The organism is Nonomuraea sp. NPDC005692, from assembly GCF_040631115.1.
Taxonomy (GTDB): Bacteria; Actinomycetota; Actinomycetes; order Streptosporangiales; family Streptosporangiaceae; genus Nonomuraea.
In genome coordinates this window covers 1-26547 of sequence record NZ_JBEXYU010000060.1, presented here as the reverse complement: position 1 = coordinate 26547, position 26547 = coordinate 1, and the positions used below count along the sequence as shown (strand labels likewise).

At 69.8% G+C, this 26547-nt stretch carries 25 protein-coding genes and 1 pseudogene; 12 read left to right on the top strand and 14 right to left on the bottom strand.

From position 1 onward, the window contains the following. Positions 1-292 precede the first annotated feature (292 nt). On the top strand, positions 293-844 hold the full coding sequence (locus tag ABZ459_RS51685; protein WP_357988630.1) for an AAA family ATPase: 552 nt from the start codon (positions 293-295) through the stop codon (positions 842-844). A gap of 40 nt (positions 845-884) precedes the next feature. Here ABZ459_RS51685 and istA read toward each other — a convergent pair. Further along, positions 885-1593: pseudogene (istA, locus tag ABZ459_RS51680) on the bottom strand (IS21 family transposase); the annotation flags it as partial. A gap of 7 nt (positions 1594-1600) precedes the next feature. On the opposite strand from istA, the gene ABZ459_RS51675 reads away from it, so the two are divergent. From ABZ459_RS51675 to ABZ459_RS51665, 3 genes are all read left to right on the top strand, one after another. After that, positions 1601-5920 carry a type I polyketide synthase gene (locus ABZ459_RS51675; RefSeq protein ID WP_357988627.1) on the top strand — a complete coding sequence of 1440 codons (4320 nt, stop codon included), beginning with the start codon at positions 1601-1603 and terminating at the stop codon, positions 5918-5920. Positions 5921-6138: 218 nt separating this feature from the next. Beyond that, the gene (locus tag ABZ459_RS51670) at positions 6139-6981 is read left to right on the top strand and encodes a spirocyclase AveC family protein (protein WP_357988624.1); all 843 of its coding nucleotides are present in this window, start codon (positions 6139-6141) and stop codon (positions 6979-6981) included. Then, positions 6978-8387, top strand: a complete 1410-nt coding sequence (locus ABZ459_RS51665) for a hypothetical protein (protein WP_357988621.1) — start codon at positions 6978-6980, stop codon at positions 8385-8387. Before ABZ459_RS51670 ends, ABZ459_RS51665 begins: the two co-directional genes overlap by 4 nt. Positions 8388-8448: 61 nt before the next feature. Here the strand turns inward: ABZ459_RS51665 and ABZ459_RS51660 are convergent, their stop codons facing one another. After that, positions 8449-8862 (bottom strand): hypothetical protein, encoded by a 414-nt coding sequence (locus ABZ459_RS51660; RefSeq protein ID WP_357988619.1) that lies wholly within the window; start codon positions 8860-8862, stop codon positions 8449-8451. A 748-nt stretch (positions 8863-9610) separates the two neighbouring features. Between ABZ459_RS51660 and ABZ459_RS51655 the strand changes: the two genes are divergently transcribed. Together ABZ459_RS51655 and ABZ459_RS51650 are read left to right on the top strand one after the other, a co-directional pair. Further along, a complete protein-coding gene (locus tag ABZ459_RS51655; protein WP_357988617.1) occupies positions 9611-9787 on the top strand; it encodes a hypothetical protein in 177 nt (58 codons plus the stop codon). Positions 9788-9804: 17 nt separating this feature from the next. After that, complete coding sequence (locus ABZ459_RS51650; RefSeq protein ID WP_357988614.1) at positions 9805-10191, top strand: hypothetical protein; 387 nt, start codon at positions 9805-9807, stop codon at positions 10189-10191. Positions 10192-10491: 300 nt separating this feature from the next. On the opposite strand, the gene ABZ459_RS51645 is transcribed toward ABZ459_RS51650, so the two are convergent. The 5 genes from ABZ459_RS51645 to ABZ459_RS51625 all read right to left on the bottom strand — a co-directional run bounded on the left by ABZ459_RS51645 (position 10492) and on the right by ABZ459_RS51625 (position 14335). Further along, the gene (locus ABZ459_RS51645; RefSeq protein WP_357988611.1) at positions 10492-10962 is read right to left on the bottom strand and encodes a hypothetical protein; all 471 of its coding nucleotides are present in this window, start codon (positions 10960-10962) and stop codon (positions 10492-10494) included. Continuing rightward, the gene (locus tag ABZ459_RS51640) at positions 10959-11087 is read right to left on the bottom strand and encodes a hypothetical protein (protein ID WP_357988608.1); all 129 of its coding nucleotides are present in this window, start codon (positions 11085-11087) and stop codon (positions 10959-10961) included. The genes ABZ459_RS51645 and ABZ459_RS51640 overlap by 4 nt, the downstream gene beginning before the upstream one ends. Before the next feature lie 27 nt (positions 11088-11114). Continuing rightward, a complete protein-coding gene (locus tag ABZ459_RS51635) occupies positions 11115-12089 on the bottom strand; it encodes an IS481 family transposase (protein ID WP_357988605.1) in 975 nt (324 codons plus the stop codon). A 97-nt stretch (positions 12090-12186) separates the two neighbouring features. Then, positions 12187-13227, bottom strand: coding sequence for a recombinase family protein (locus ABZ459_RS51630; RefSeq protein ID WP_357988602.1), 1041 nt, complete (start codon positions 13225-13227; stop codon positions 12187-12189). Positions 13228-13801: 574 nt separating this feature from the next. Then, positions 13802-14335 (bottom strand): NUDIX hydrolase, encoded by a 534-nt coding sequence (locus ABZ459_RS51625; RefSeq protein WP_357988599.1) that lies wholly within the window; start codon positions 14333-14335, stop codon positions 13802-13804. Positions 14336-14789: 454 nt separating this feature from the next. Here ABZ459_RS51625 and ABZ459_RS51620 point away from each other — a divergent pair, with 454 nt between their 5' ends. Then, positions 14790-16022, top strand: a complete 1233-nt coding sequence (locus tag ABZ459_RS51620) for an alpha/beta hydrolase (RefSeq protein WP_357988596.1) — start codon at positions 14790-14792, stop codon at positions 16020-16022. 16 nt (positions 16023-16038) lie between these two features. On the opposite strand, the gene ABZ459_RS51615 is transcribed toward ABZ459_RS51620, so the two are convergent. The 5 genes from ABZ459_RS51615 to ABZ459_RS51595 form a co-directional block, all read right to left on the bottom strand. Beyond that, on the bottom strand, positions 16039-16935 hold the full coding sequence (locus ABZ459_RS51615) for a PaaX family transcriptional regulator C-terminal domain-containing protein (protein ID WP_357988593.1): 897 nt from the start codon (positions 16933-16935) through the stop codon (positions 16039-16041). Positions 16936-17114: 179 nt separating this feature from the next. Beyond that, positions 17115-18242, bottom strand: a complete 1128-nt coding sequence (locus ABZ459_RS51610) for a serine hydrolase domain-containing protein (protein ID WP_357988590.1) — start codon at positions 18240-18242, stop codon at positions 17115-17117. Further along, the gene (locus tag ABZ459_RS51605; RefSeq protein ID WP_357988587.1) at positions 18242-19444 is read right to left on the bottom strand and encodes a saccharopine dehydrogenase NADP-binding domain-containing protein; all 1203 of its coding nucleotides are present in this window, start codon (positions 19442-19444) and stop codon (positions 18242-18244) included. The genes ABZ459_RS51610 and ABZ459_RS51605 overlap by 1 nt, the downstream gene beginning before the upstream one ends. Then, positions 19437-20867: an NAD(P)/FAD-dependent oxidoreductase gene (locus ABZ459_RS51600; protein WP_357988584.1), complete on the bottom strand. Its 1431-nt coding sequence runs from the start codon at positions 20865-20867 to the stop codon at positions 19437-19439. The genes ABZ459_RS51605 and ABZ459_RS51600 overlap by 8 nt, the downstream gene beginning before the upstream one ends. Before the next feature lie 168 nt (positions 20868-21035). Then, a complete protein-coding gene (locus tag ABZ459_RS51595) occupies positions 21036-21485 on the bottom strand; it encodes a hypothetical protein (protein WP_357988581.1) in 450 nt (149 codons plus the stop codon). Positions 21486-21523: 38 nt separating this feature from the next. On the opposite strand from ABZ459_RS51595, the gene ABZ459_RS51590 reads away from it, so the two are divergent. Beyond that, the gene (locus ABZ459_RS51590; protein WP_357988578.1) at positions 21524-22684 is read left to right on the top strand and encodes a saccharopine dehydrogenase NADP-binding domain-containing protein; all 1161 of its coding nucleotides are present in this window, start codon (positions 21524-21526) and stop codon (positions 22682-22684) included. A gap of 437 nt (positions 22685-23121) precedes the next feature. Here ABZ459_RS51590 and ABZ459_RS51585 read toward each other — a convergent pair whose 3' ends face one another. Together ABZ459_RS51585 and ABZ459_RS51580 are read right to left on the bottom strand one after the other, a co-directional pair. Continuing rightward, positions 23122-23610 carry a hypothetical protein gene (locus ABZ459_RS51585; protein ID WP_357988575.1) on the bottom strand — a complete coding sequence of 163 codons (489 nt, stop codon included), beginning with the start codon at positions 23608-23610 and terminating at the stop codon, positions 23122-23124. Between the two features lie 342 nt (positions 23611-23952). Then, positions 23953-24237, bottom strand: a complete 285-nt coding sequence (locus ABZ459_RS51580; RefSeq protein ID WP_357988572.1) for a hypothetical protein — start codon at positions 24235-24237, stop codon at positions 23953-23955. Positions 24238-24312: 75 nt separating this feature from the next. Here ABZ459_RS51580 and ABZ459_RS51575 point away from each other — a divergent pair, with 75 nt between their 5' ends. From ABZ459_RS51575 to ABZ459_RS51560, 4 genes are all read left to right on the top strand, one after another. Then, on the top strand, positions 24313-24783 hold the full coding sequence (locus ABZ459_RS51575) for a hypothetical protein (RefSeq protein ID WP_357988569.1): 471 nt from the start codon (positions 24313-24315) through the stop codon (positions 24781-24783). Beyond that, positions 24780-25364 (top strand): hypothetical protein, encoded by a 585-nt coding sequence (locus ABZ459_RS51570; RefSeq protein WP_357988566.1) that lies wholly within the window; start codon positions 24780-24782, stop codon positions 25362-25364. The genes ABZ459_RS51575 and ABZ459_RS51570 overlap by 4 nt, the downstream gene beginning before the upstream one ends. A 190-nt stretch (positions 25365-25554) precedes the next feature. Next, positions 25555-25839, top strand: coding sequence for a hypothetical protein (locus ABZ459_RS51565; RefSeq protein ID WP_357988563.1), 285 nt, complete (start codon positions 25555-25557; stop codon positions 25837-25839). A gap of 160 nt (positions 25840-25999) precedes the next feature. Continuing rightward, positions 26000-26260 (top strand): AAA family ATPase, encoded by a 261-nt coding sequence (locus tag ABZ459_RS51560; protein WP_357988560.1) that lies wholly within the window; start codon positions 26000-26002, stop codon positions 26258-26260. The last annotated feature ends 287 nt before the right edge of the window (positions 26261-26547 follow it).

Below are 26547 nucleotides of genomic sequence, written 5' to 3'. Positions count from 1 at the left end.
ACAGTAATCGCCATCTAGCTCATCGCTACTTTGGGGCTGGGGACGCCTTCGGGAGCAGGACGCCGTCGCCAGTTGGCCGGACTGGTTCCACGAACGAGTTTTGGGACCGCGATTCGTATGAGTTCTGGTACCAGTTCGCGATCTTCGAGATCGGTTCGGCGAACGAATTTTGGTACCAGTTCTCATAGGCGCCAGGTCTCTCGCCACGATGGCCAGGCGAACTGTCGGGCCAGACCGCGTGCGGCTTGAAAAGTCGATTGCCGATCATCAGGCTCGCTGACACGATTCCGACATGATCACTAGTGAGACGTCAGACTGCCTGATCGTGACAGGAATGCCGGGGGCCGGGAAGTCGACGGTGACCAGGCTCGTCGCTGAACGCCTGCATCGCGCCGCTCGGCTCGACGGCGACTTCATCAGCAGGCTGGTCGTCAGCGGTCGTGTCGGGGCGCTTGGCGAGCCTGCCGATGAGGCAGCGCGGCAAGTCGAGCTGTGCAACCGCAACCTGTGCACGCTGGCGAACAACTTTTCCGACGCCGGCTTCACGCCAGTGATCGACTGGGTGATCCCCAGCCGCGAGCAACTGGCCTTCTTCGCCTCTCTACTTCCCGCTCAGCAGGTCTTGTTCGTCGTTCTCGCACCGGGCATCGAGGTGTGCCAGTACCGCAACGCCATCCGTGATCCACGGGAGCGGTTCGACTTCGACGGCTATGAAGATCTCGATGCCGACATGAAGCGAGAGCTCGGCGATGCCGGCTGGTGGTTCGACACCGCAGCTCTTACTCCCGAGGAGACCGCTGACCGCATCGTCCGGGAAGCTCCCCATCGCGCTCTGGTGAGCTGACTACCAGCCCAGGGCGAACTCGCCGCCGGTCTGGCGGATGGGAGGCGTGCAGGAGCACCCGAATCGGGTGGCCGATCAGCCGCACTGGCACCGAGTAGCGGATCGAGCGGACGGTGATCTGCGAGCGGCGATCCACGCGCAGTTGAAAGACCCGGCCGGTCTCGAAGTGCTCCTCCGGCAGCGGCTGCAGCAAGGGCTGCTCGGCGGCGAACATCTCGCCGACCGTTCGGGCCCGTGACCCGATCCTGCGCTGGTCGTCTTCGCGATCCCATTGCTCGATCATGGCGTTCAGTTCCGCCAGCGAGTCGACCCGCGGGACCGGGACCAAGCGATTGTGACGAAAGCGGCCGACCTCGCCCTCCACGCCGCCCTTCTCGTGGGCGCCGTCCTTGCCCGGCCGGCAGTAGAAGGCATCCAGGCCGTAGTGCGAGCGGAAGGCCACCCATCGCTGGTTCTCCACCCGAGCTCGGGAGAAGCCCACCACCTGGGCGACCGCGGCTTTCAGATTGTCGTAGCGAACCTTGCCGGACGGCACCCCGCCCAGCACGCTAAGAGCGTGCGCCGTGCCCCTCGAAGAAGGCCTCCTGACCGCAGGATGCCGTGACGCGGTGCACCGCCTTTCCCGAATACGACATCCGGAACACGAACAGGTAGCAGCAGGTTCGCACCCCGGCGAGATCGATCCACACGTCCCCGAAGTCGACCTCGGCCTCGACGCCCGGCTTGTGGATCTGATCGATCGGTACCTCCGGCGGAGTGTCCGGCATCGCCGGGACCATCAAGGCCGTCCAGGCGCTCCGACAGGGGCAGATCCCGCCCAACCTGAACTGGCGCGCCTGGAACCCGGCGATCCCCCTCGATGAGGAGTCCCGACTCTTCGTCCCGACCGAACTGATCCCCTGGCCGGTCGCGGAGGGGCCGCGGCAGGCGGCGGTGTGCTCCTACGGCATCACCGGCACCAACGCGCACATCGTGCTGGAACAGGCGCCACCCGCCGGCACCAGGCCGCGAGCGACCGCCCGCGCCCCGCGCCGCCACGAGGAGACCACAGACGGCCGCGGCCCACGCACGAATGCCACCGGACGGGACACCACTGCTGCGCGGCCGCCGTCGCTGTTCCCGCTGTCAGCGTCCTCGCAGGCGGCGCTGGGCCTGGCCGCCGGCCGCCTCGGCCGCTGGCTGGAGCACCACCCCGCCGACGGAGAGGGCGCCGAACTGAGGGACGTCGCCCACACGCTGGCCCTCCGGCGCAGCCACGCACCCTTCCGGCTGGCCGCGGTCGCGCGTGACGCGGGCGAACTCGCCGCGAAGCTGAAGTCCTTCGCGGCGAGCGGAGAAGCCGACGGCCTTGTCGCGGGTACGGCCGTGCTGCCGGCCGAGCACCAGGGTCCGGTGTTCGTCTTCACCGGCCAGGGCTCCCAATGGGCGGGCATGGGCCGTGCGCTGCTCGCCACCGAGCCCGCCTTCGCCGACGCCATCGACGCGCTCGAACCGTTGATCGCCGCCGAGAGCGGTTTCTCCCTGCATGAGTCTCTGTCCGAACGGGCCCCGCCCGCGACAGTCGGCCGGATCCAGCCGGTGCTCTTCGCGCTGCAAGTCGCCCTCGCCGAACTGTGGCGGTCCTGGGGTGTACGCCCGGCGGCCGTTATCGGCCAGTCGATGGGCGAAGCCGCGGCCGCGGTCGTGGCCGGCGCGCTCACCCCAGCAGAGGGGGTCGCGGTGATCTGCCGCCGCTCGGCGCTGCTGGGCACGGTCACCGGCGGTGCGATGGCCTCGGTGCTGCTGCCCGCCGGACAGGTGGCGGACGGCATCGCCCGAGCCGGCGCCGACCAGGTGTCGGTCGCGGTGATGAGCGCGGACGACTCCACGGTGATCTCCGGGGACCCGGCGCAGATCGGCCTGCTGATCGCTTCGTGGCGGAAGGCCGGAGTGCCGGCCGCCGAGATCAAGGTGGACGTCGCCTCGCACTCGCCGTACATGGACCCGATCCTGGGACGGCTGGAAACCATGCTGAAGGATCTGCGTCCGCGCTCGCCCCAGCTGGCCTTCTACTCCACGGTCGCCGACGCCCCCCGCCGGAACCGGCCGATGGACGCCGGCTACTGGCGCGACAACCTGCGCCAGGTGGTGCGCTTCTCGGCCGCCACGGAGGCGGCGCTGGCCGACGGGCACCGGCTGTTCATCGAGTGCAGCCCGCACCCGCTGGCACTGCGGGCGGTCGCCGACATCGCCGAGGCCCGGCAGGTATGCGACGCGGTGACCGTATCCACCCTGCGCCGCGACACCGACGACCAGGAGACCTTCCTGACCAGCCTGGGCGTGGCGCACTGCGCCGGATTCCCGGTCGAGTGGGCCTCGCGGTACGCGCTCGGTGAGCTGGCGGAGTTGCCGACCGGGGCGTGGAACCGGGAACGGCACGGCGGCGACGGCGAACCGTACCGGCTCGTCGCCCCGCACCTGGTGGGAGCCGATCAGCACCCGCTGCTGGGCGGGCACGTGAAGGATCCGCGGCGGCCCCACCTGCACATCTGGCAGACGCCGATCTCGCCGCGCCGCCTGCCGTGGCTCGGCGATCACCTGGTCGCCGGAGTGCCGGTGCTGGCCGGCGCGGGCATCGCCGAGATGATGCTGAGCGCCGCCCGTCAGGCATTGGGACGCGATCAGATCGCTCTGCGCGAGGTCACACTGCTCAGCCCGCTGCTGCTCGACCCTGAGCCCACCGTCACCACCTGCCTCACCCTGCGGGAGGACGGCGAGCCCGCCACGGTGGAGGTCGTCTCCGGTGAAGGAGAGAATCTACAAGTCCACGCGCACGCCACCGCGGGACCGCTGGACGGGCCGCCGCCGCCCACCGGAACCGGGGACGCCGGCGACGACTGGCAGGAGTCGCCGCCGCAGGAGTTGTACAAGCGCCTCCGCGAGCGGCACCAGATCTACCACGGGCCCGCGTTCGCCGGGCTGGAACGCACTCGGATCCATCCCGAACATGACGTGGCGGTGGCGACGTTGCGGCTGGACGACAGCGCCCGCGTCACCTCATGGATGATGGCGCTGCACCCGGTGCTGACCGACGAGTTCGTCCAGGCGGTGGCGTCGGTCTGGCTGGCCCGGCACGCCATCAGCCCTGGCCCGGTGGTCGTGGCGGGGTTCGAGGAGATCCGTGTCTACGGTCCCACCGCGCATGCCCGTCGCGCCCGGGTGCTTCTGCACGAGGCCGACGACCTGGCCAGCACCTCCTCCGGGGTGCTGATGAACGCCGACGACACGGTGGTGGCCGAGATCCGCGGCCTGCGGCTGGCCAACGTCACCCCGCCCGACCAGCGGTACGCCGACCGGCTCTCCCACATCGCCTGGGTGCCTGCGAAACCCGCCGGCGACGACGTGACCGGGCAGGCGGGACCGAAGGCCCGGCCCGGATCGTGGCTGGTGCTCACCGACCGCGCGACCGTCGATGCGGCCTGGCCGCGCGAGCTGTCGCAACACCTCTCCGGCTCCCTGGCCAGGCGAACGCCCGGCCAGAACGACAGGTGCCGTCTGGCCGCCCTGCCGCACGACCTCGACACCTCGGGCGCGGGCGCCGAGCCCGCCGTCACCCTGCCCGCCCTGGACGACATGAGTGACCTGAGCGGCGTGGTGCTGGCCCTGGGCGGATCGACCGGCGACAGACCCACCGCACCGCCGCTGGCCGCCCGCGAGCGTGTCGCCCGTCTGACAAGGCTCATCCGCCGATTGGCCGAACTGCCTGATCCACCCCGGCTGTGGATCGCCTCGCACCAGGACGGTCCCACACCCGCCACCGCGGGGCCACGCGGCGTGCTGCGGGCGGCCGCCTACGAGCTTCCGCAGCTCACCGCCTCGATCATCGACTCCACCTCCGGAACCGACCTGGCCGAGGTGGCCGCCGACATCCTGGTCGCCCATCCGGTGATCGAGATCTCCTGGCGCGACGGCGTACGCCATGTGGCCCACCTGCGCGCCGGTTCCGCCGAGGAGCCCGCCGCCGGGAGCCGGCCGCCCGTCTGGGGCGAGGCCTCGTACCTGATCTCCGGCGGACTGACCGGTCTCGGGCTGGCGACCGCCCAGTGGCTGGCCGCCCAGGGAGCAGACCACCTGATCCTCGTCGGCCGCTCGGCTCCCTCCGGCGAGGCCGAGAAGACGCTCGCGCGACTGCGCGAGTCGGGCACCGTCGTGACCGTCGTCCAAGGGGACATCGCAGACAGCGCGGTCACGGCCAGGGCGACGGCCGCCGCCGGGGATCGTCCGCTGCTCGGAGTGATCCACGCCGCAGGAGTAGTGGAGGACGCGGCCTTGGCCAATGCCGACGAGGACCTCCTGCACCGGGTATGGCGCGGCAAGGCCGAAGGCGCCTGGGCACTGCACACCGCCACGACCGGCCAGGACCTGGACTTCTTCGTCCTGTACTCCTCCGTCGCCTCCCTCATCGGCTCACCCGGCCAGAGCATGTACGCCGCGGCCAACACCTTCCTGGACGACCTGGCCGACTGGCGCGCCGCCCGCGGGCTGCCCGCCACCGCAATCCACTGGGGCGCCTGGGCCCGAACCGGGCGCGGGCAGCACCTGGCCGACCGGGGCTTCGTCATGATCTCTCCCGAGGACGGCACCGACGCGCTGGGCCGCATCCTGACCGCCGGCCACACCCGGGTCGCCTACTCCCCGATCGAGGCCGACGCCTACGCCAAGGGCTTCCCCGCCGTCGCGGCCTCCGAACTCCTCGCCGAGCTCGGCCGCACCGGCGACGACAGCGACCGCGCGCTGCTGGACGAAATTCTCGCCGCCGAAACCGACGGCCGGCGCACGTCGCTCATCCAGGAGCACATCATCACGCTCACCCGCCAGATCCTCGGCGGCACCTCCCAGCACATCGGCCCCGGCACCAGCCTGGTCATCCTCGGCCTGGACTCCCTCGGCGCGGTACGGCTACGCGCCCATCTGGAGAACTCGCTGAAGACCACCATCGACCCCGGAGTCATCTGGGTCCGCCCCACCCCAGCCGGTCTCACCGAATGGATCCTGAATCGGATGGGACTCCAGCCCGACCGGGGAACGGACGCCTGACACGCGTGTTCAGGACCAGGCCCGCCGATCGAAGAAGGGATCTCCCCATGCCGCACCACCTACCGCCCCCCGATCCGGCGCGGAAGTCCTCGCATCGGGATCACGCCCGGGGATCGGGCGAGCCGACCGGAATGTCGCCGGCAGTCTCCCCCCGCCCCTACGGGCGTTTTCTCCTGCCCCGCCCGGCGTGGGCGTGGGTGGGCGTGGCATGCCTGGTGATGCAGTTTCTCCTGTACTCGGCATGGATCGCCGACCACGGATACCGGCTGGCCACCCCCCGGCCCTCCGACGGATCCCCCTTCCCGCTCATCACCCAGATGGCCGTCTGCGGACTGTACGCGGTGATCCTGTTCTTCGGGGGGATCGTCCTGGTCCGGCACCGGCTGATGATGGGGATCGCCTTGGGAGCCGCGATCGTCTTCGCGCTGTGGCTGGAGCCGCTGGCCAACGTCGCGGGGCTGCTCATCGAGTACAACGCCCACGCGATCGGCCCCGCCTCGTCCTGGGCGCCCTACCTGCCCGGCTGGCGGGGACCTGCTCGCCATCACGCCACGCATCAGCCTGTGACGCTGGTGCTGGCCTGGGTGGGCGGGACCGTGGCCGGGGTCCTGTACGCCGAAGGGCTGATCCGCTACCGGCGCCGGCGCCCGGGCATGAGCACCCGGTACTTCGTCGGGCTGCTGGCCCTCAGCAGTGTCGCGGTCGTCAACCTGCAAGATCCGCTGTTCTTCGCGCTCGGGTTCGTACGCTACGACAAGGGCATCGACGGCTTCACCCTCTGGCCCGGCGCCTGGCACCAGTTCCCGCTGCAGGAGACGCTGGCCTTCTCCATGCTGATGATCGGACTCGCCGGCTTCTACTGCTGGCACCGCCTGCACGGCGGCGACTTCCTGCACCCCGCTTCCACCGGCCCCCGCGCGCTACGCCGCGCGGTCCCCTTCCTGGCCGTCATCGGCGTCGCCAACGCCGTCACCTTCTGCTACATCGCCATCCTGGTTCTGTGCGGGCTGCCGGCCACGATCACACCCGCCGAACTCCCCGGCTTCTGGAGCTCCCCGTGAACGCCCCGCCCCGCTACGGCCACGCCGTCGTGATCGGGGGAAGCATCGCCGGTCTGCTGGCCGCACGCGTACTCGCCGACCACTTCCACCAGGTCACCGTGGTCGAGCAGGACGCCTTTCCCAGTTCTCCCGAGCACCGCCGCGGCGTACCGCAGTCCCACCACGTGCATGGACTGCTCATCGGCGGCCGCGAGGCGATCGACGATCTACTTCCCGGCTTCACCGCCGAACTGGTCGAGCATGAGGCGCCAGCGTGCGATCTCGGCGCCGAGTTCGTCATGCTCTCCCCCGCCGGATGGGCCGCCCGCCGTCCTTGCGGCCTGCGCGCGATCGGCGCCAGCCGCGTCCTGATCGAATGGATCATCCGCCGCCGGGTCCTGGCGCTGCCCAACGTCGTCGTACGGCAGCGGACCCGGGCATGCGGCCTGGCCGGCGATGCGAAGGCCGTGCGGGGTGTCCACGTCCGACCACGAGGGCAGGAGGCGCCGCGGGAGCCGTCGCAGGCGGCCGCGCAGGAGACGGCCGAGGAGGTCCTGGCCGCCGACCTGGTCGTCGATGCGGCAGGACGCGGCTCGCGAACCCCTACCTGGCTCGGTGACATCGGCGCCGCGGCGCCGGCCGAGCAGGCCTTCGACCCCCGCCTCGGCTATGCCAGCCGGACCTTCGCCATACCGGCTGGGCATACCGCGGACTGGAAGGCCTGTCACCTCCTGCCCGGGCGAGACGGCCGGCTCCGTGGCTCCACCCTCATCCCGATCGAGGGCAACCGCTGGATCGTCACCCTGTTCGGCGTCGGCTCCGACCGCCCCACAGCCCGGGAGGAGGATTTCCTTCCCTACGCACGCAGCCTGCCCAGCCCGCTCGTCGCCGACGCCATCGACAACGCGCAACCGTTGTCGCAGGTCGTCACCACCCACGCCACCGCCAACCGCCGCCGGCTGATCAACGCAGGACCGGACCGGCCGGGCAACCTCCTGCTGACCGGCGACGCCGCATACTGCTTCAACCCCCTCTACGCCCAGGGCATGACCACCGCGGCGTTCGGCGCGACCCTCCTCGGTGACTGCCTGAAGGCCGGCCACGAACCCGCCGACCTGGCCCGCCGCTACCATCGTCGGCTCGCGAGGCAGAACAGCACCCTGTGGTGCATGGCCACCCTCGGCGATCATCTGATGTCCGGCGGCACATCCGGGATCTCGCCCGCGCGGCGCGTCGCCGCCCGCTATCTGAGCCGCCTGCGGATGGCCAGCACCCGAGACTTCGAGGTCCACCTGGCCTTCCTCCAGGTCTTCACCGCCCTGCGAACCCCGCTGAGTCTGTGCGCACCATCGACGGTCCTGCGCGTGCTCAGGGCACGGCCGCCTCGCCGGGACTGTGATGAGCCCGTCCCGCTCGGCTCCCGGTAAACCCCCAGAACGCGGACGGCCCACCTTCGAGGAGGCAGGCCGTCGCGCTCCGGCGGAAGAGTCAGACGCGGGTCACGTCGAATGTCCAGCCGTTGTCGCGCATGATTCTGAGCTTGAGCACCCAGCCGTGCTCGTTGCACTGGTCGAAGGGAACAGCGCGCTGGAAGTCGCCGCCGCCCAAGGCCAGGTAACGACTGCCGCCCGGGCCCTTCATCACGTGGGCGGACGCCGTCTTGGTTGGACCGTTGGCGATGGTGTACTCGATCTCGTTCCTGCTCGCGTGGAAGATGAACTTAACCTCCCTGTCGCCGTTCATCGTGCCCCTGTAGAGGCCGTCGAGGGTGCCGTCGTCGCGACAGGTCCATCGGGCGGCCACCGGCGCGGCAGCGATGGCTGGGACCGGAGCCGTTGTGGTCAGTGCCGCGCTCGCGGCCAGAACGATGGCCGCCGCTGTGCGGCGTGTGCGGAGATGCATGGGGGCTCCTCGCTGTCGAGGTTCTGCAGCAACGGACAACCCCTTGATAACACAAAGTACATGTAAAGTCACAGATCGTAATGGGCTATGATTCCCGCCCGCCGACATGGGGTCCTCGTAGCTTCGGCCAGAAATCCAACGGATATGCCTCTGGCCTGCATAGACAATGGGGCTCAGATCTGGGCCTATCAGCCTGAGGCCTCTGCATAAGTGCAGGTGAAAGGCATATCCGTTGGATCCTGCGCCATTACTACCGGGACCCCGATGGGCGCGGTGAGCCGGAGGCTGTAGCCGGGGCCGCCCGGGTTGACGTCCGCGGCCGCCGGAGGGCCGAAGAGGGCGAAGGTCATGATCAGTGCGGCGACCAAGGCGCCTGCCCCTGGTGCCGGTTACTCATTTGACTGTGTTCCTTTCTGTATGTCAAAGACGTTGTCAGATATACATGTTGGCATTGCGATCCGACTAGGACATTTCGCGGCGAATCTCGACAAAGTCATAGGGATGCCGCGAAGGCCTTTTGCATGCAATCGAAGAGGGCTTCGAGCGCGTCGAGCCTGCTACGGGCGGCGTTCGAAGGACTGAAGCCTGGGCTGCGGGTGGACATGGCTTCCACGAGCAGATCGGTGGCGTCGTGACCGGAGGATGGGACCACCGCGGCTTGCCCGCGTCTGGCGTCTGGCACCCCACATGGCTGCTCCCGCTCGCCATCGGCTGGCCACCCAGGCCGCCCCGCGGCTACCCTGAAGCCATGGACGCCACCACGCCGGCCGCCGACGAGCAGCCCCAGGAACTCACTGCGGAGCAGCGCGCCGACATCAAGGCGCGGCTGCGCAGATTGTTCGACGGCGAACCCCCCGTTGAGATGCTCGATCTCGCCACCTACCGCGAGCAGCAGTTCGAGGAAGCGCGCGCGGCCGCCCAGTGATCGCCACCGTAGGCCGCGTGCTCGACACGTCGGCCTTGACCGACTTCGCCACCCAGCGCACCCGCTACATGGAAGCCGTCGTGTGGATGCACGACGCCTATGTCGGGTCGCTCGTCATCCCCGCGCCTGCCCTGGCGGCGGCCTACGCCGCTGTCCCTGATCGGGCACGCCCCGTTCTGGACGTCCTGGTCGGACTCGAGACGGTCGTCATCGCGCCCATCGACCAGCACAACGTGGTCGCCATCGCCGACACGCTGCGCGCCGCGGGCATCGCCGCCCCCGAGGCCGTCACCGCGGCGAGTGTCGTGAACGCCGCGCTCCGGCGCCGCGTCCCCATCGTGACCGGCCAGCCGTTCCCGATCCGCTCGATCAGCGCCGACGTGGAACTCGACCTCATCCCCTGAACAAGGCGAAGACGTAGGCACAGCGGGTCCCCCGCTGGCCGATGTCCTGCTTGCCGGCCAACCATGCGGCACGAGCGGCAGCCCGCCGCCTCGACCGCCGCCTCGACCCCTGGATCCCGTCCACCAGCCCTCGCCGGCAGCACACCGCGGCGGCGGGAGTGAGACGGCGAGGCGGCGAGGTCGAGATGGCAGGCTGCGGGCAGAGCTTCGTGTCTGCTCCACAGCCTGGCCAGCCTCGGCCCGCCGCCGCGTTCCACTGCCACCCGTAGCTGCTCCAGGGGCACCGAGTGGAGGATCGGCTCAGATGACGTCGGGCGCGGGCTCCTTCGCGGCGGCCTTGGCGTCGGCGACGCGCACCTGGCAGGCCAAGGCGTCGTCAGCCCAGGATGCCCCCTGATCACGCAGGTTCATCACCGCCTGGCGCAAGGCCGCATCGTAGGCCACGCGGGCCCGGGCCAGTACATCGAGATCATCCGACCGCGGAGACACCCGCACGGGCGCGGTCGGTGGGGCGCCCAGGAGCAAGGTCAGCGCTTGCTGCGCGCTGGCCTGCAGCGCCGGCAGGGTGCGGGCATGGACGACGATGTTGTACTGGTGCGACGCGGTGATCCATCGTCGGTCCCGCCGCAGGGCCGGCAGCACGAGGGCGTGGGGCTCTACGCCGGTCTCCGCGTTGGTCGGTGTGCTGGTCGGTGCGCTGGCCGTCGTGCTGGCCCTCGTGCCGGTTTCTGTGGTCGGCCCTTCAGCGGCAGGCGGCTGCGAGTGGCTCACTGGCTGGCCTGCAGGAGCATGACGACCTCGTCGGCCACCGCCGCCGGCATGTCCCCGCGAGGCAGCACGAGCCGGCGGCCGCCCACCTCGTACAGCACATGGGTGTCGCTCTGGCCGACGGTCACCAGCTCGACCCCGTGCTGGGCAGCGGCCTAGCTGTATTGACCCGCAGGGTTGTTGACGCGGGTGATCGGTGGGTGGCCGCCGAGTGCGGTGTGGCATCGATGGTGGTTGTAGGTGTGGAGAAAGTCTTGCAGGGCGAGGGTGCGTTCGTGGTTGCTTCGGTAGGGGCGGACGTAGGCCCATTCGTCGAGCAGGGTGCGGTTGAAGCGTTCGACCTTGCCGTTGGTCTGTGGGCGGTAGGCGCGGGTGTGTTTGCCGGTTGCGCCGAGGTCGGCCAGGGCCTGGCGCCAGGCGGTGGCTTTGCGGTAGCTCCAGGCGTTGTCGGTGAGGACGCGTTCGATGCGGGTGATGCCCAGGCCGGCGAAGTGGGCGGCGGCGCGGCGGAGGAAGGCGGCGCAGGTGGCGGCCTTCTCGTCGGGGTGGACCTCGCTGTAGGCCAGGCGGGTGTGGTCGTCGACGGCCGAGTGGATGTAGTCGAAGCCGAGGGTGTGGGTGCGGTCGTGGCTGCGTTGGTCGCGGCCGTGGATGCGCCAGCCGCCGCCGTCGGGGATGCGGCCGAGTTTCTTGACGTCGATGTGGAGCAGTTCGCCGGGTCTGTCGCGTTCGTAGCGGCGGATCGGCCGGCCGGTGGGCCGGTCCAGCCATGCCAGGCGGTGCAGGCCGTGGCGGGTCAGGATGCGGTGCACGGTGGAGGCGGGCAGGCCCAGGATCGGTCCGATGCGGGCCGGGCCGAGCTTGCGGCTGGTGCGTAGCCGGCACACCTGCGCTTCGACGTCCGGGGTGGTGCGGTGCGGGGTGGTGCGGTGCGGGGTGGTGTGCGGGCGGCTGGGCCGGTCATGCAGCCCGGCCTCGCCCTCGGCGCGCCAGCGGCGTAGCCATTTGTAGGCGGTGGGACGGGAGATGCCCATCTCGGCCGCCACGTGGGCGACGGGACGGCCGGACAGGACGCGTTGGATGAGCAGCCGCCGGCCATGAACGGTCAGTCGGGCGTTACGGTGGGACACGAGGCCTCCGTCTGGTGCAGATTCGACACCTACACCACAGCGGAGGCCTCTCCATTGATCAAGCCTTGGCTGTCAACAACGCTCGTGGTCAATACACCTAGCCCACGCGATCCCAGCCGGGAACCCGGCGCCGGCGCATGTCCGCGGTGACCAGCTGCGTCTCGCGCCACTGCTCCACGGTCACGATCGCGGGATGGGCCTGCTGGCCAGACCAGACCCAGTCGGCGATCGGGTTGGACCGGCCGTTGCGCGCTCTGCGATTCCACACCTGAAATCCGGAGTATTTGGGTTGGGTCAGCATTCTGCGCACACGCCGGTCCGTCCACGGCACCTGCCCCTCTGCCAGCGGGTGCCGGTCAAGGTCGCGGGCCAAGACGGCGGCGATCTCACCGTCCTGCAGCCCCTCGACGCGGCGCAGCCGGAACACCTCCGCCACGGTGTCGGAGCGGCGCTGGACGGGATGCAACGCCAGGCGCATCTTGGGTCGTCCGCCGCCGAACCGGTTGGCGGCCGGCGGCGCGTCGGGGTCCACCACCGCGGTGTAGCCATAGCAGGGCGCGCCGTGCCGGAACCCGTTGGCGGCGTGCTGGCGCTGACCGCGCCGGGACTGCTCCACCAGCTCATGCCGGAAGATCTCCGCCCGGACCTGCGCGCTGCGGCGCAGCTCTAGCTGCCCGGTGGTCATGCCGCCGCGGGGCTCGTTGGCGCATTCCAGAGCCACTCCGCGGGAGGTGAGGTGGTGCTCGACCTGGAGGCTGGGCAGCATGTCGCGGGCGACCCGGGAGATGCGCTCGCAGGCCACCCGGTCGATCTCGCCTCGCTCCACCCGTTCCAGCAGGTCGGCCAGCCCACCGTCGCGCGGAACCGGCACGCCGAGCCGTGCGTAGTCCTCCGCCGTCCCTTGGCTGCGATCATCCAGTCCCAGCATGCCGGACTCGACGTCCCAGAAATGAGCGATGAAGTGCTCGCCCGGCGCTAGCAGCGCGCTGGCCTCGGCGAGCTGCCCGGCGATCGAGGAGCGCGGATCTTGACAGTCCTTGGTGGAGCAGCGGCCGATGAACGCGATTTTGGCCGGGCGGGTGCTGACGGGGGCCCGGTAGCCGGGCAGGTCGCTGAGGTCGATCGGGGCGTCGAACATAGAGGTCGTTCCTTGCACTGGTCGAAGGGATACCGATGAGCCCTCCTCTTGCCGGGGAGGGCCTCACCCCCACATGCGTGGGGAGCATCCCCGCGAGCGCGGGGCCGACGGGCCGCCGGTGAGGACAGCCCAAGCTGTCGCGACACACCCGACGTGGGAGGCATCGCCGCGACCGCAACGGCGTCCACCGTGCCGTGCGGGACACACACACGGCAAGGGGCAGACGACTGGCGCCGGAAAGAGCAGGGGCGCGGCCAGGGAGGAGGGCCGGCCGGTGACGTGCGGGCCTCGTCCGTCCCGGGTGAGAGGCAGGAGAGGCTGGTCGCGGTCAAGGAGGTAGGCGCTCACCGCACGACAGCATGCACCCGCCACCCCATGGACGGAAACCAACCCTCTAATCGATGGCACGGATGGCCAAGGCCGCCTCTCGCAGCGGCCCGTCACCGCGCGGCCCGTCAGTGCGGTCTGCCCGAACGCGTCGCGGGAGTTCGTCGACAATAAGACACCTACCTGAGTGGCGGCGATCAGCGGTCACGATGACGGCTTGCCCGTCAGGACGTGTGCCCCTCGGGTGTCACACCCTCCAGCTGTAGTTGTCGTCCGTGATGGGCGGCAAGTAGGGATTCCCGGTGGGTGCATCCGGGCTAGCCAGCGCGCTCACTACGGCTCCGATGAGTGGGAACAGGGGCAGATGCTGGAGCTGTCGGTAGGGCACCCACTCGATGATCCCCAGCTCGATGCTGCCGTCCGGCAGGTCGTCGTACTCCACGGTGGCGAGGCTGGCGCGCACTTCTGGCATGACCTGGCAGCGGAAGACCAGGTGGAGCTTGCGCGGGGATGGGGTAGGGCCCGGCCGGGTGACCATCTGGTCTTGGATCCAGCACAGTTCCGGCTGCGTCGCATCGTCAGGGGCGAGATGGAGTTCCTCGGTGAGTTCCCGGCGCAGCGCGGTGAGGAGGTCCTCCCCTGGGTGTACGCCGCCGCCAGGCGGCGTGTAGTGGGAGCCGGATGGCCGATCACGGCGGATCAGTGCGACCTCGTCGCCGCAGAATACGAGGGCTCCAACACGGATGGCGACGCGGGAGAACGGCAGGTCCAGGTCGGTCATGCGGGCAGTCTTGCCCTGTGCAGACCCCACTGTCAGGCCAACGCGTATCGAGTTCGCCTCACCCGACGACATCCGAAAGATCGACAGTGCGATGGAGCAGGCGGGCGGGGAACTCCTGGGCCGCCGTCGAATGCCCGTCCCGAACCGATCCCCACGACGCTGCACGGCAACAGTCCCAGGTGGACGTCCGTGCTGCCGCCGCGGGCGAGCACGATGGCGAACCACATGAGCGGCTCCGCATGCCCGGGCGGACGCACGGCCGCGTGGGACACAGCGACGAGAGCCGCTACCACGTCGCCGTCCAACACCCGGTCACCGCTGACCACGCCAGACGCGAAGTTAACGCCGATGTCGGCGTAGGCGCGATGCAGATCCCGCAGCCCGCCGAGTCCAACATCGGCTACGACATCCCCCACATGCCAGAGGTGTCCCCTTGCCCGGCGAGGAGCACCTGATGTTCATCGGCAACGGCCACCCCCACTTCAACATGCGGGAGAAGATCGCAGTCTGGAGCTCCTACCGTGCGCGCGAGGACTGCGTCGGCAGGCCCAACGTGCGCGTCATGCGCCTGAAGGTGGCGCGGCTACCTCTCCACGCCAGTGGCGACATGCAACACTTCGTTACTTTTGCACACTATCGTAGCTGTTACGATAGTTTCATGAAAGCAAGGCATTGGGTCAAGCGGCTCCGGATCTCCCTCGCCTGCGTGTTCGCCCTGGTGGCCGGGCTAGGTGTGTGGGTCGTCGTGCAGAACGACTTCGCCGTGCGCGAGGTGCAGGTCACCATCACCGGACCGAAGCATCCGCTGAAGGCGGTGCTTGCACTGCCGACGGAGGGAGAAGGGCGGCGAGGACTGGTCGTCTTCGCTCACGGAGACGGCGAGGCGGACGCTTCCAGAGACGGGTTCTACCGGCCCATCTGGGAGGCCTTCGCACGTGCCGGCTACGCCTCGCTGTCCTGGAACAAGCCCGGCATCGACGGCGCGCCAGGGAACTGGCTCCACCAGAGCATGAGCGATCGCAGCGAGGAGGTGGAAGCGGCGCTGGACTGGGCCAAGAAGCGACCGGAGATCGACCCGAACCGGCTGGGGCTTTGGGGGATCAGCCAGGGCGGCTGGGTGCTGCCCAAGGTGGCGGGAGAGCGTATCGATGTGCGCTTCATGATCCTGGTCGGCGCGGCGGTGAACTGGTTGCGGCAGGGCGAGTACAACCTGCGGACAGAACTTCGTGAGCAGGGCGCGCCGGAAGCCGAGCTCGACAGCGAACTCCGTCGGCGTGCTGCTCAGATCCGCCTTCTGGAGAAAGGTGTCGGATATGACCAATACGTCGCCTCCGGTCTGGACAACCCGCCGATGAGCAAGGACCGTTGGGGGTTCGTGCTCAAGAACTTCCGTGCCGATGTGACCGACCAGCTTCCGAAGGTTCGTACGTCGACGCTTCTCGTACTCGGGGATCTCGACCGCAACGTCGACGTCAAGGAGACCGAGGCCGCCTATCGAGCGGGCATCCCCAGGGACCTGCTCACGGTCGCGAACCTCCCGAACGGCTCCCACAACGCGGTCAAGAACGAACTGGACAACCCCGACAGCCTCTGGGCCGTGATCACAGCCGTCGCCGCACCCCGCTCGCTCTACGTGCCCGGCTACCTCGACATGCTCACCGAGTACGCGAAGAAGCACGGGCGCTGATCAGGAAGGAGCACGCCTACAGGCGGCCCCTTGCCGTGCGGGCCATGTCGTCGTAGAGGCGGAACACGCGGGTGCTCTCGCTGCTGTCCTGGGCGACGGCCTCGGCCAGGAGCGCCCAGCACTGGGCCAGGAGCGCCCGGGCCTGACCACCCGGCCAGGGCTGTGGGAGCAACTGGGGAGGCAGGAGGGGGTCAGGCTCCACGGCGCGGGTGAACTCGGCGGCCAGTTCCACCGCGATGGTCAGCCGTTCTGCCTCGGACAGACCGGCGTGGTCGCGGAGGCGGTCGAGGCGCGGCTCGGCGATGGCGGTGAGCCGGTGGTAGCGCTCGGCGATCTCGGCCAGGGGCCACAAAGCGCGAGCCAGTGCGGCAGGGTCGACCTCCTCCCCCTGACGCAGGTCCCGGGTGGTCGCGACGGTGAGATGGCCGAGAACCCCGAGGTGGCGAGCGTGGCCCTCGACGTAGGGCTCCCACGGGTTAGCGCTGACATACAGGCCGCCTTGGATGGGGGCTCCGCCCAGGCGGGTGAGCGCGGCGCGCAGGGCGTCGCGGGCGGCGCGCGCGGTCTCGGGAACGGCGAAGGCCACCAGATGCCACGTCCCGTCCCAGGGGGCGAGGCCGGCGTCCTGGCGGAAGGCGTGGGCGACGAATTCGACGTCGAGGCCCAGCATCCATTCCGTGGCGCCGGTGGCGCGCAGGGTCGCCTTGCGTCCTCGGCCCTCGTGGGTGAAGCGCCCTTCGGCGACCAGCCGCTTGATGCACAGGCGCACCTGCTGGTCGGTCATGCCCAGCAGGTTGGCGGTGGCATAGAGCTCGCCGGTGTCGACAGTGAGGTCGGTACGGACGAGCGCTTCGACGAGCATCCGGGTGGGGACCTGGACGTCGGCTCCCGGGATCTGCGGTTCGGCGGTCATGCTGCAGGCCTTCCAAGTACGGCCGGGCGGCACGCTGGGATGGCGACGCCGCCCTCTGTCGGGTACGTGCGGACAGCAGGGCGCCGCGGTGCCTCACTGGACGCTCCTCGTCTATCCGTCATTCAACTATCGAACATGCACGATAGTTAATGCGCCTTCCCTGCGCGATGCGACGGCCGTCATGGTCCGATGACCTTCGTCACCGCGTCCAGCAGGGTGCGGTGGCGGGCGTCGTTCAGGGCGTCGGCGGGCATGGCGAGTGGGAGAAAGGCGAGGGCGAGGTCCCGGCGAGGGTCGGCCAGGCCCAGCGCGCCGCCGATCCCCGGATGGCCGAAGGCGGAAGCGGATCCGAGCCGCCAGGCACGGCTCGGCAGCGCGAACCCGCACCCGAAGGCCGAAGGAACGCCGAGAACCCGGTCCCGCCCGGCGACCCGAGGACGGATCACGGCATGGAGAGTGCGCTCGCCGACCAGCGGAGTCTCGGCTCCCGGCAACAGCATGGCGTAGAGCCGGGCCAGCCCCGGGGCGGTGGCGACGGCGTTGGCCGCGGGAAGGTGGGCGTCGAGGGTTTCCGGGCGGCGTACCCACAGGTCGGGAGGTTCGTCGATGGCGCCCTGCACGGTCATCGCCTGCCACAGCGGCGTTCCCAGGCGGGCGAAGATCGCGGTGACCAGGCGTACTGTGACGGGGATCCGGGCGGCGGCGTGCACCGGCAGGGGTGCGGAGCCAGCGGGGGCGCCGATGCCGATCGCCAGGCCGTGGGGACGGCAGACCAGGTCGGCGAGAACCTCGCCGAGCCGTCCGCCGGTGACACGGCGCACCAGCTCATCGGCGAGAGTTCCCCAGGTGACCGCGTGATAGGCGGGCGTGCCGAGGGGCCAGCGGGGTCGCTCGGCCGCCAGGGCGGCGGCGAGCGGGCGTCCCTCGAGCACCTCGGCGAGCGTGACGGGACGCCAGGGAGCGATGAGTCCGGCCTGGTGGCTCAACAACTGCGCGACGGTGATCGCCGATTTGCCGTGGCGGCCGAACTCCGGCCAATACCTGGTCACGGCGGCGTCGAGGTCGAGGTCGCCGCGGTCGGCCAGCACCGCCAGGCACGCCGCAGCGACGCCTTTGGAGGCAGAGAAGATCACCTGGGTGGTGTCCGGGCCATGGGCGCCGTCGTAGAGGTCGACGACGGTGACGCCGTGGTGGATGACGTGCAGCCCGGCGCCGCGCTCCGCCGGACCGTTCACGATCGCGGCAAAGGCGTCGCGGACGGGTTCCCAGCCGGAGGCGATGTCGCCGCGGAGCGTCGGGGCGGTCATCAGGCGCGATCCACCGCGACCACGTCGTCTCGGCCGCCTTGTGGTGGATCGCAATGGACGGCCAGTTCGTCGAAGTACCGGTCAGGGTCGAGCACCGCGTCGGGCGGGTGGACGCCGCGGTCAAAGACCTTGCCGTCGAGGATCTGCCCCGCCGTGAGCGCCAGGGGTATTCCGGTCGCCCTGGCCATTCCCCGCGGAGAGGCGACGAGCCGCGCGCCGACGGTGCACGGCCGGCCATACCGGCTGCCGGTGGCCAGCGCGAAGAAGGCGGGCAGGGCGCCGGGCCCGCGCAGGGAGAGCCGGCGAACGGCGGAGCGGACGACGGAGCCCGCGGCCGGATGCTCGATGGCGGCGGCGGCCTGCTCCAGCGTCAGCTTTCCACGATCGATATCGTCGCGTAGCGCCATGAGGTATGCGGCGGTCGCCGGCTGGACCACCATGACGCAGGCCGAATCACCAGCGACCGGGAGGGTGGCCGGCAGCGTGACTGGCTCGGGATGGCCGACGGTATACCCCGTGCCCTTGCCCAGCCCGGGATAGTCCAGGGTGACCGCTTCAAGAGGCGGTCGTACGGCAGCTGTGCCGGCGCTCCATATCCGGATCGTTCCTGAAAGCTGCTGCATCCAGTGGACGGTGGCGGCGGAAACGTCGGCGGTGGCGTCATCGGCCGGGTCGTCGCCGACGAAGGGCACGTCCACGGGCCAGGCGGTGAACAGATCGTCCACGCTCTCCAGCTCGCGCACCGCGAGCGCGGCGAGCATGTTGCTGGTGCCTGGGCTGGCACCCGCGCCGATCACGGCGGTCACTCCCGCGCCGCGCGCCTCGGCGTCGAGCGCGAGCATGTCCAGCGTCGGTTCCCAGTCGTCGCAGATGTCGGCGTAGTGAGTCCGTGTGTCGATCGCGGCCCGCAGGACGGGCACTCCCAGCCGGAAGAAGGGGCCTGTGGTGTTGACGACGAGGTCAGCGTCACGGAAGAGGTCGCGCAACCCCACAGGGTCGGCCGCGTCGACGGCGACCGGGACGACAGAGGGGGTGCCCGTGCCCGCTACCAGCGCGGCGAGCCGTTCGGCGGCGGCGAGGTCGCGGTCGGCGATCACCAGTTCCGCGAGGTCCCGGCGGGTGGCCAGCACCTCGACCGCGGGGCGGCCCATCGCCCCAGCGCCGCCGAGGGCGACCACCCGGCGGCCGGTCGGATCAGTCATCGAACACCATTCCCTTGCGGATGTTGAGGAAGGGGAACCTGGCCCGGTCGAGCAGGTAGTTCTGGCCGACCGTCCAGGGGGCATGCTCGCCCTGCTGCGGGAACAGGTGCGCGGCGCGCGCGATGTAGGTGGAGGTCAGGCCGAGCAGCGGCCTCCTGATCTCGTCCGGAGGCATGGCGGGCATCGCGACGGTGTGGCCGCGCCGTCTCATGTGGTCGAGCAGGCGGACGACGTAGCGGGAGGACAGGTCGGCACGGAGCGTCCAGGAGGCGTTGGTGTAACCGACGCAGAAGGCGAGGTTGGGGACGCCGCTGAGCATCAGCCCACGGTAGGCAGTGGTCTTGGGCAGGTCGACGGTGCGCCCGTCCACCGAGAGGCTGATCCCGCCGAGGGGGATCAGCGACAGGCCGGTCGCGCAGATGACCACGCCGGCCTCAAGTGTGTCCCCCGACTCCAGCACGATTCCGTGCTCCGTGAACCGGGCGATCTTGTCGGTGACCACGGCCGCTCGGCCGGCGGTCACCTCACGGAAGAAGTCGCCGTCGGGTACGACGCACAGCCTCTGGTCCCACGGCTGGTAGCGGGGGGTGAAATGCCGGTCCAGATAGCCGGAATCCGGCAGATGTCGGAGGATGGCCGCGCGCAGGTGCCGCTTGGTCTGTTCCGGGAATCGCCGGCTCAGCCAGTAGGTCAGCTGACTGTTCAGCACGTTCTTGCCGCGGATCACCGCGTGCGCGAGCCGGGCGGGCAGGCATCGGCGCAGCGCGTCGGCCACGCGGTCGACCTCGGGCAAGGAGGCCAGGTAGGTGGGCGACCGCTGCATCATCGTGACCCGCTTCGCGGTCCTGGCCAGCGCGGGAATGAGCGTGACGGCGGTGGCGCCGCTGCCGATCACGACCACTCGTTCACCGGTCACGTCGAGGTCGTCGGGCCAGGACTGCGGGTGCACGAACCGGCCGGTGAAGGCGTCGAGGCCCGGGAAGTCCGGCTGGTAGCCGTGCTCGTAGTCGTAATAGCCGGCGCAGACGTAAAGGAACGCACACGTCCACACCCGGGCCTGCCCGTCCTCCTCGGTCTCCACCACCCACAGGGACTGCTTCGAGGACCATGCGGCGGCCACCGCCTTGACGCCGCAGTGGATGTGCCGGTCGATCCCGTGCTCGCGAGCCGTCTCCTCGATGTAGCGGCGGATGCTGTCGCCGTCCGCCAGCGACTTGCTCTCCCGCCACGGCTGGAAGGGGTAGCTCAGGGTGAACATGTCTGAATCCGAGCGGACGCCCGGGTAGCGGAACAGGTCCCACGTGCCCCCGAAGCGGGCTCTGGCCTCCAGCACCGCGTAGGTACGGCCGGTTTTGCGCAACCGCCAGGCGGCGCCGACACCTGATAGGCCCGCTCCGATGACCAGCACGTCCACATGCCGCATCTCTTTCGAGATTAGAACGTTCGTCATAAGAACGATAGTAGCAGAATACGCGCTTTGAATGCGTGGCAGCTTCGGCTCCTCACACGGCCTTATCCAGGGGCCCCCGCGGCGGGCGCGCTACAGCCGGCGGTGGTCCGCCAGCGTCGTGAACGCGAGAGAGCAGGCGAATCACGCCCTGGAAGCGTTGAGCATGATCGTGATGCGGATCAACGAGACCGCTCCGCCGACCACTGTGGCCAGCGTCAGCCCGAACCAGAACGCCGTCCAAGTGGGCGGGAGGGCCAGGAGGATCGCCAGGACGGGCGGGTAGCACAGCACGAGAAGCCGCAGTCGCCGATCGTCGCGCACCCGCCGGCAGGTCATCGGCGACGGACGCAGCCCGCCGACCATCACTAGGCGCCAGGTGCACAGCGCGGTGCCGTACAGCACGACGAGCATCGTCAGCCCGAGAAGCTGAACCCAGTCGGGCACGATGTCGCGGTCCGGCGTCGAGAAGGGCAGGGTCAGCGCGCCGATCGGCAGGGCGCTCAGCGCCTCGACGGCGAGAATCCGACTCATCGGCCGCTCGCGGATCAGTATCGCAAGTGATACTTTCGTCACATCTTCGATCGTAACCACAACGATCGTTATAGTCATCATTCTTCAGGGAGTGGCTGATGAAAGTCCTCGCCCTCGGCGGAGCCGGTGCGATGGGCCGGGTCGCGGTGCGTGTGGCCACCGGGCTGCCCGGCGTCCAAGAGATCGTCGTCGCCGACCGCGACGCGCACGCGGCGGCGCGACTTGCCCAGGAACTAGGCGCTTCGGGGGTGCGGATGAGCGCGCGTGAGGTCGACGTCACCGACGAAGCCGAGCTTGACGCGGCGCTGAAGGAGGCCGACATCGTTCTCAACACCGTCGGCCCGTACTACCGGTTCGGCCTGGGGGTGTTGCGGGCGGCGATCCGTACTCGTACGCACTACCTCGACATCTGCGATGACTGGGAACCCACGCTGGAGATGCTCGATCTCGACGCCGACGCCCGTGTGGCAGGGGTGTGCGCCGTGATCGGGATGGGCGCAAGCCCGGGAATCAGCAACCTGCTCGCGGCCAGGGCGGTCACCCGGCTCGACACCGTGACCGACCTCTACACGGCCTGGCCCGTCGACGTGCCCGGAGCTGGCGCCGACGATACCGATTTACGCGGTCCGGACGGTCGTCCGATCGCGGCCGCCGTGCACTGGATGCAGCAGATCAGAGGAACGATTGCCGTGGTGAGCAACGGGGAGCTTGTGCAGCGGCAGCCGCTGCGTCCGGTCGCGCTCACCTTGCCGGGCGGCCGCAAGGGCACCGCGTACACCGTCGGTCACCCCGAACCGGTGACCCTGCAACGCAGCTATCGGCCCACCGGAGACGCGGCCAACCTCATGGTCATCACGCCTGGCACCGTAGCGTATCTGGACGTCCTCCGCAGCGACCTGGACAGCGGCCGACTCACCAACGAGACGGCCGCCGCGGACCTGGCGAAACCCACGATGCGTCGCGCTCTGCGAGCCGCCGTGCGCGCCGTCAGGTTCAGCGCGCCCGGCTCGCTGCCGCCGTTCTTCGCCGCCGCCACAGGAACCAGGAACGGTCGCCCGCTCACGGTCCTGGCCCATCTGGTCAGTACGGGCGGGCTGATGAAGAACATGTCCGAAGCCACCGGGATCCCGGCGGCCGCCGGGCTCGCCCAACTGCTTGACGGCACCGTCGTCCAGGAGTCCACCCGCCGGAAGCGGTCATCGATCCCCAGCGCTTCTTCGCCGACCTGGCCGAGCTGGCCAAGCCAGTCGGGGTCATGATCGAGGAAGCGTCGTGACCGGTGCCTCCCTGAGCCACCGGCGAACCGATTCTCGATCAACTTCCTGGCCAGGTCGCTTTACGGCGTGCCAAGTGGACGCCCGCCAACCGGTGGACGGCGGGCGTCGCAGATGATCAGTTCTGGACGGTGTAAGCCCAGGTGATGGTGTGCTTGAGCCGCTCCCCCAGGCCGGTGGCCGTGGCGTGCAGGGTGATGTGTCCGGGCCCGGCCGGTTGGTCACCGCGATGGTCCAGCCGCCGCCTCCTGCGAGATGGCTGCCTGAAGCGTTTGGCCGCGTCGAAGGGGATCTCGCCGGTGCGATGATCGACTAGGTCGCACCGGCTCGGTGCCGCGCCTCCCGCCGCCAGCACCTGGTACGCACGAACGTCAGACCCGCCGGGCGGGCGGGCAGCACGTACATGGCCTTCTCAGGGACAATCAGCTCCAGCCGACGGCCTTCAGCACGGCCGCGGCCACCTCGGACACAGAACCCTCGCCGGCTTCGACGACAACGTCTTCGACCTGAGCCTCTTCCAGAATCCGGTCAAGCTCATCCGACCTGTCGAGATGCCACCGCAGAGCCTCCTTCTCATTTTGGTGGCGCCGAGCCAGGCGCTGCCGAACGACAGGGAGCTCCACCCGGAGCCGGCACACGGCCAACTCGATCCCCACCGACTCCGCATACCGCCGGCGCTCCTCGCTGGTCTCGGCGACACCTGCCAAGACGAGTCGGACGGCCCCAGCCTCCAGATAATTCCCAGCGACGCAGCGCAGATTCCGCACGGCCACCTCGAAGTTGAAACGATCACCGGGTCTGGGGGGCCAGGCTCGGCGAAGGGCATCCAGGTCGATGACAGCATGGGCGACCCCAGCATCGGCGAGCAGGTCGCCCACCATGTCCGCGACAGAGGTCTTACCTGCTCCCACCGTGCCGATGATCAAAAGGGCGCGTGACGGTTCACCTAGAGACATACAGATCATCCTGGCAAGAGGCTCGCCGGGCCCTCCGCCCGGGGTCCGCGCAGAGCCCACCCGATCGAGCGCGGCCGCAGTCGGCACTGCGGCGCGCCGGGGTCGCGGCGAGCAGCCCGGAGAAGCTGAGAACGGGCTGGTTCACGCTCGTCACTCGATCTTCCGCACTGCGCCCGTCGGAGTCCGTGGGCGACCGCCGGTCCCTGTAGTGCGCGCCGGTCGCAGTTCAGAGATGCTGCCCTTGATCGCCACCGTTGACTGGCTTCACTCTCATGCGACGTGACTGGCAACCAACGTTCAGGAAGTGGATGCCGAATCGAGGATAAGAGCTACTGACAGCATGAGTGGGGAGTCGAGCTGATGATGACGGCCCGCTTCGGCGAGAAGCGCGGCCAGCCAACCGAGAGCGTCCAGCGACCACTCGGCCAGGGTGCCGTCGATGGTTACGCTGTGCTGGGCCGGCCCTTGCCACAACTCGTCGGTGATGGCAGGGCGCAGCAGGACCGGCTTGTCGGTGAGGAAGAAGTCGCCGAAGACGTCCTGTTTCAGCTCCCGCAACCATCCGAGCATGTCCGGCGCCACTGACCGGATCGTCGGGTTCTGCCCGCCGTCCAGCGCCGCTCGCCTCGACACCCCTATCGACGCTCCGGCCGTCCCATGAACCTCGACAAGCGCCGTGAGGCGCTGCGCAGGCTCATCCAACGCCAGGGGGATGACGCCGAGCGCGAGCAGGCCGCCCGCACGCAGTCGCATTACTGGGTGGACCCGCAGCGCGCGGTGTCCCTGGTGGCCCTGGCCTTGGAGGAGGAAGCGGACTTCGGCCGCCGCCTGCTCGGCTACGACTCGATCAGTGACGAGGACGTGGACGCGGCCCTCATGGCGATCGTCGACGCCCGCACCGCCGCCGTGCAGCGCGAGCTGATCGTGCTGCACGCCGCCCGCGCTCGCGGCCGCACCTGGGAACAGATCGCCGAGCTGCTGAGCCACAGCCTGCCCGCTCCCACCGCCGTAACCGCGGCCCAGGCCAAGGCCCGGTTTGCAGCGTTGCGTAAGAAGTACCCTCACACGGCCGGCCAGCTGCTCCGCACGGTCACCAGCACCCCCAGCGCCCCCTCGGAGCCGTCATGACCAGCTCGACCCCCGCGCCCGGCCCAGCCGCTGTTCCCGGCGCCGAGTTTCACGCAGCGCTGCCCGAGCTGCGTACCGTGAGCGACGCGCTGTACGGCGCACTGTCGCAGCCGATGAACCAGTCCGACCCGTATGCCGAGATCGCCTGGCAACTGGCCAAAGCTCTGGCGTTCCTGCTCAACGCTGCCGACCGGTCCGGCGACCACGCGGCGCTGATGGAGGGGCTGGGCCAGGTCAGCGACTCCACCGCCACCGCCGCCGCCCGTGCCCGTGCGCTGCTGGCCGCTGGCGTGCCCGTGCTCACGCTGGCCGCTGACCGCGCCGCCGATCGCGAGAACCGCACCGCGCTCGGCGACAGCCTGACCACCCGCGTCACCGCCGAGCTGCTGACCGCCGACGAGCACGGCGACAGCTACGGCGGCCCGCGCGATCTGCTGGACGTGGAGCTCACCGGCGACAGCATCGCGGTCAAGAGTGAGCTGCACGGCACCCTGGCCACCGACGCGCGCCCTGTTGGACTGGGACGCCGTGCTGCGGGCCCTCGGCGCCGCCTACGACCGCGCCACCACGCCTGCGCGTGAGCATCCAGACGACCATGCCGCCCCCGGGACGACACCGTGACCGAGCTACTGGCCCGACCCGAGCCGGGCCCCCGGGCGCCTTGGGCGCTCCGGCGTCCAGCAGCGTCGGGCCGGCCTTCTTCGCCCGGCCAGCCGCCGAGCGGCGCCCGGCCCCGGCTGCCTGGGTGGTCGGCGCTGCGGCGGACGTCCGGTGCTGCTCGGCCTGGGTCTGATCCCGCTCGCCCAGGGCGTCGTCGCGGGCCTGCTCGGTCGCGCCCCGGGCGCGTTCGTGCTCGGCCACCTGAGCCCAGGCGTCGCGGGCGTCCTCCTTGGCGGCCTCGACCCGGCCGCCGGCATTCTGCCGGACTCGGCGCTGCTCCCGCTCGGCGGCCTCCTGCTCGTCCCGGGCTGCCCGGACGCGGCGCTCGGCCAGCTCGGCGCGGATGCCGGCCTCGCTCTTGTCGCGGCGGGCAGCGGCTGCCTCGGCGCACACTGAGGACATCAGCGGCTCGCGAGGCGAAGGTGAAGCAGGTCCGGAACTGATCTGCGCGGTACGCCGCCCCGGGAGATCATGCTTCAAGCGCACCCGAAGGTCGACCACAACAACATCGCCAGATGCATCCATCACGACATCGGCCGAAGCGTACGCTGCTCTCATGGATACACCACGAGCGGTCGGACTGGCCCTTGCCGCCCTCCACCGCGGCGGCGAGGACAAGACCACGGCTGCGGTCAATCTGAGCGCTTTCGTGACAGACCATGGGCAGCGCACGCTCATCATGGACACCGCCCCGCAGGGGCAGGCCGCCGTCGGTGTCGGCGCCTTCGACGTCGTCCTCGTGGACGCGCCACCCTCTGTCTGGGGTAGTGACGGCCTCGAGCGGGCACAGGGCGATGGCGGGACATCCCGCAGGTAGCAGCAACTCTGCCGGTTCGGCCTGAACAAACTGCTGAAGCGTCCGTCTCCATGGTTTGTTCAGACGCGGTCGTGACATCCTGGCACCGCTCAGCGCGCAGCGGGGAGGGCTCGATGGCCGAGGCCGATTATGGCTACGACTGCCGGCGTCTGCGCACGGCCCGTGCGGAGATCGCGACGTAGCGGACCTGAGACGCAACGTTGAGTTACATTGCCCCGCCTCAGACGTCCTGCTCCTGAAGGCGTCCCATGCCCCAAAGTAGCGATGAGCTAGATGACGATTACTGC

What these genes read in the sequence shown, in the direction of transcription:
- ABZ459_RS51685 (WP_357988630.1), top strand. Translation starts at nt 293, where the DNA reads ATGATCACTAGTGAGACGTCAGACTGCCTGATCGTGACAGGAATGCCG.
- ABZ459_RS51670 (WP_357988624.1), top strand. Translation starts at nt 6,139, where the DNA reads ATGCAGTTTCTCCTGTACTCGGCATGGATCGCCGACCACGGATACCGG.
- ABZ459_RS51660 (WP_357988619.1), bottom strand. Translation starts at nt 8,862, where the DNA reads ATGCATCTCCGCACACGCCGCACAGCGGCGGCCATCGTTCTGGCCGCG.
- ABZ459_RS51655 (WP_357988617.1), top strand. Translation starts at nt 9,611, where the DNA reads ATGGACGCCACCACGCCGGCCGCCGACGAGCAGCCCCAGGAACTCACT.
- ABZ459_RS51630 (WP_357988602.1), bottom strand. Translation starts at nt 13,227, where the DNA reads ATGTTCGACGCCCCGATCGACCTCAGCGACCTGCCCGGCTACCGGGCC.
- ABZ459_RS51625 (WP_357988599.1), bottom strand. Translation starts at nt 14,335, where the DNA reads ATGACCGACCTGGACCTGCCGTTCTCCCGCGTCGCCATCCGTGTTGGA.
- ABZ459_RS51620 (WP_357988596.1), top strand. Translation starts at nt 14,790, where the DNA reads ATGTTCATCGGCAACGGCCACCCCCACTTCAACATGCGGGAGAAGATC.
- ABZ459_RS51615 (WP_357988593.1), bottom strand. Translation starts at nt 16,935, where the DNA reads ATGACCGCCGAACCGCAGATCCCGGGAGCCGACGTCCAGGTCCCCACC.
- ABZ459_RS51610 (WP_357988590.1), bottom strand. Translation starts at nt 18,242, where the DNA reads ATGACCGCCCCGACGCTCCGCGGCGACATCGCCTCCGGCTGGGAACCC.
- ABZ459_RS51605 (WP_357988587.1), bottom strand. Translation starts at nt 19,444, where the DNA reads ATGACTGATCCGACCGGCCGCCGGGTGGTCGCCCTCGGCGGCGCTGGG.
- ABZ459_RS51600 (WP_357988584.1), bottom strand. Translation starts at nt 20,867, where the DNA reads ATGCGGCATGTGGACGTGCTGGTCATCGGAGCGGGCCTATCAGGTGTC.
- ABZ459_RS51590 (WP_357988578.1), top strand. Translation starts at nt 21,524, where the DNA reads ATGAAAGTCCTCGCCCTCGGCGGAGCCGGTGCGATGGGCCGGGTCGCG.
- ABZ459_RS51575 (WP_357988569.1), top strand. Translation starts at nt 24,313, where the DNA reads ATGAACCTCGACAAGCGCCGTGAGGCGCTGCGCAGGCTCATCCAACGC.
- ABZ459_RS51570 (WP_357988566.1), top strand. Translation starts at nt 24,780, where the DNA reads ATGACCAGCTCGACCCCCGCGCCCGGCCCAGCCGCTGTTCCCGGCGCC.
- ABZ459_RS51560 (WP_357988560.1), top strand. Translation starts at nt 26,000, where the DNA reads ATGGATACACCACGAGCGGTCGGACTGGCCCTTGCCGCCCTCCACCGC.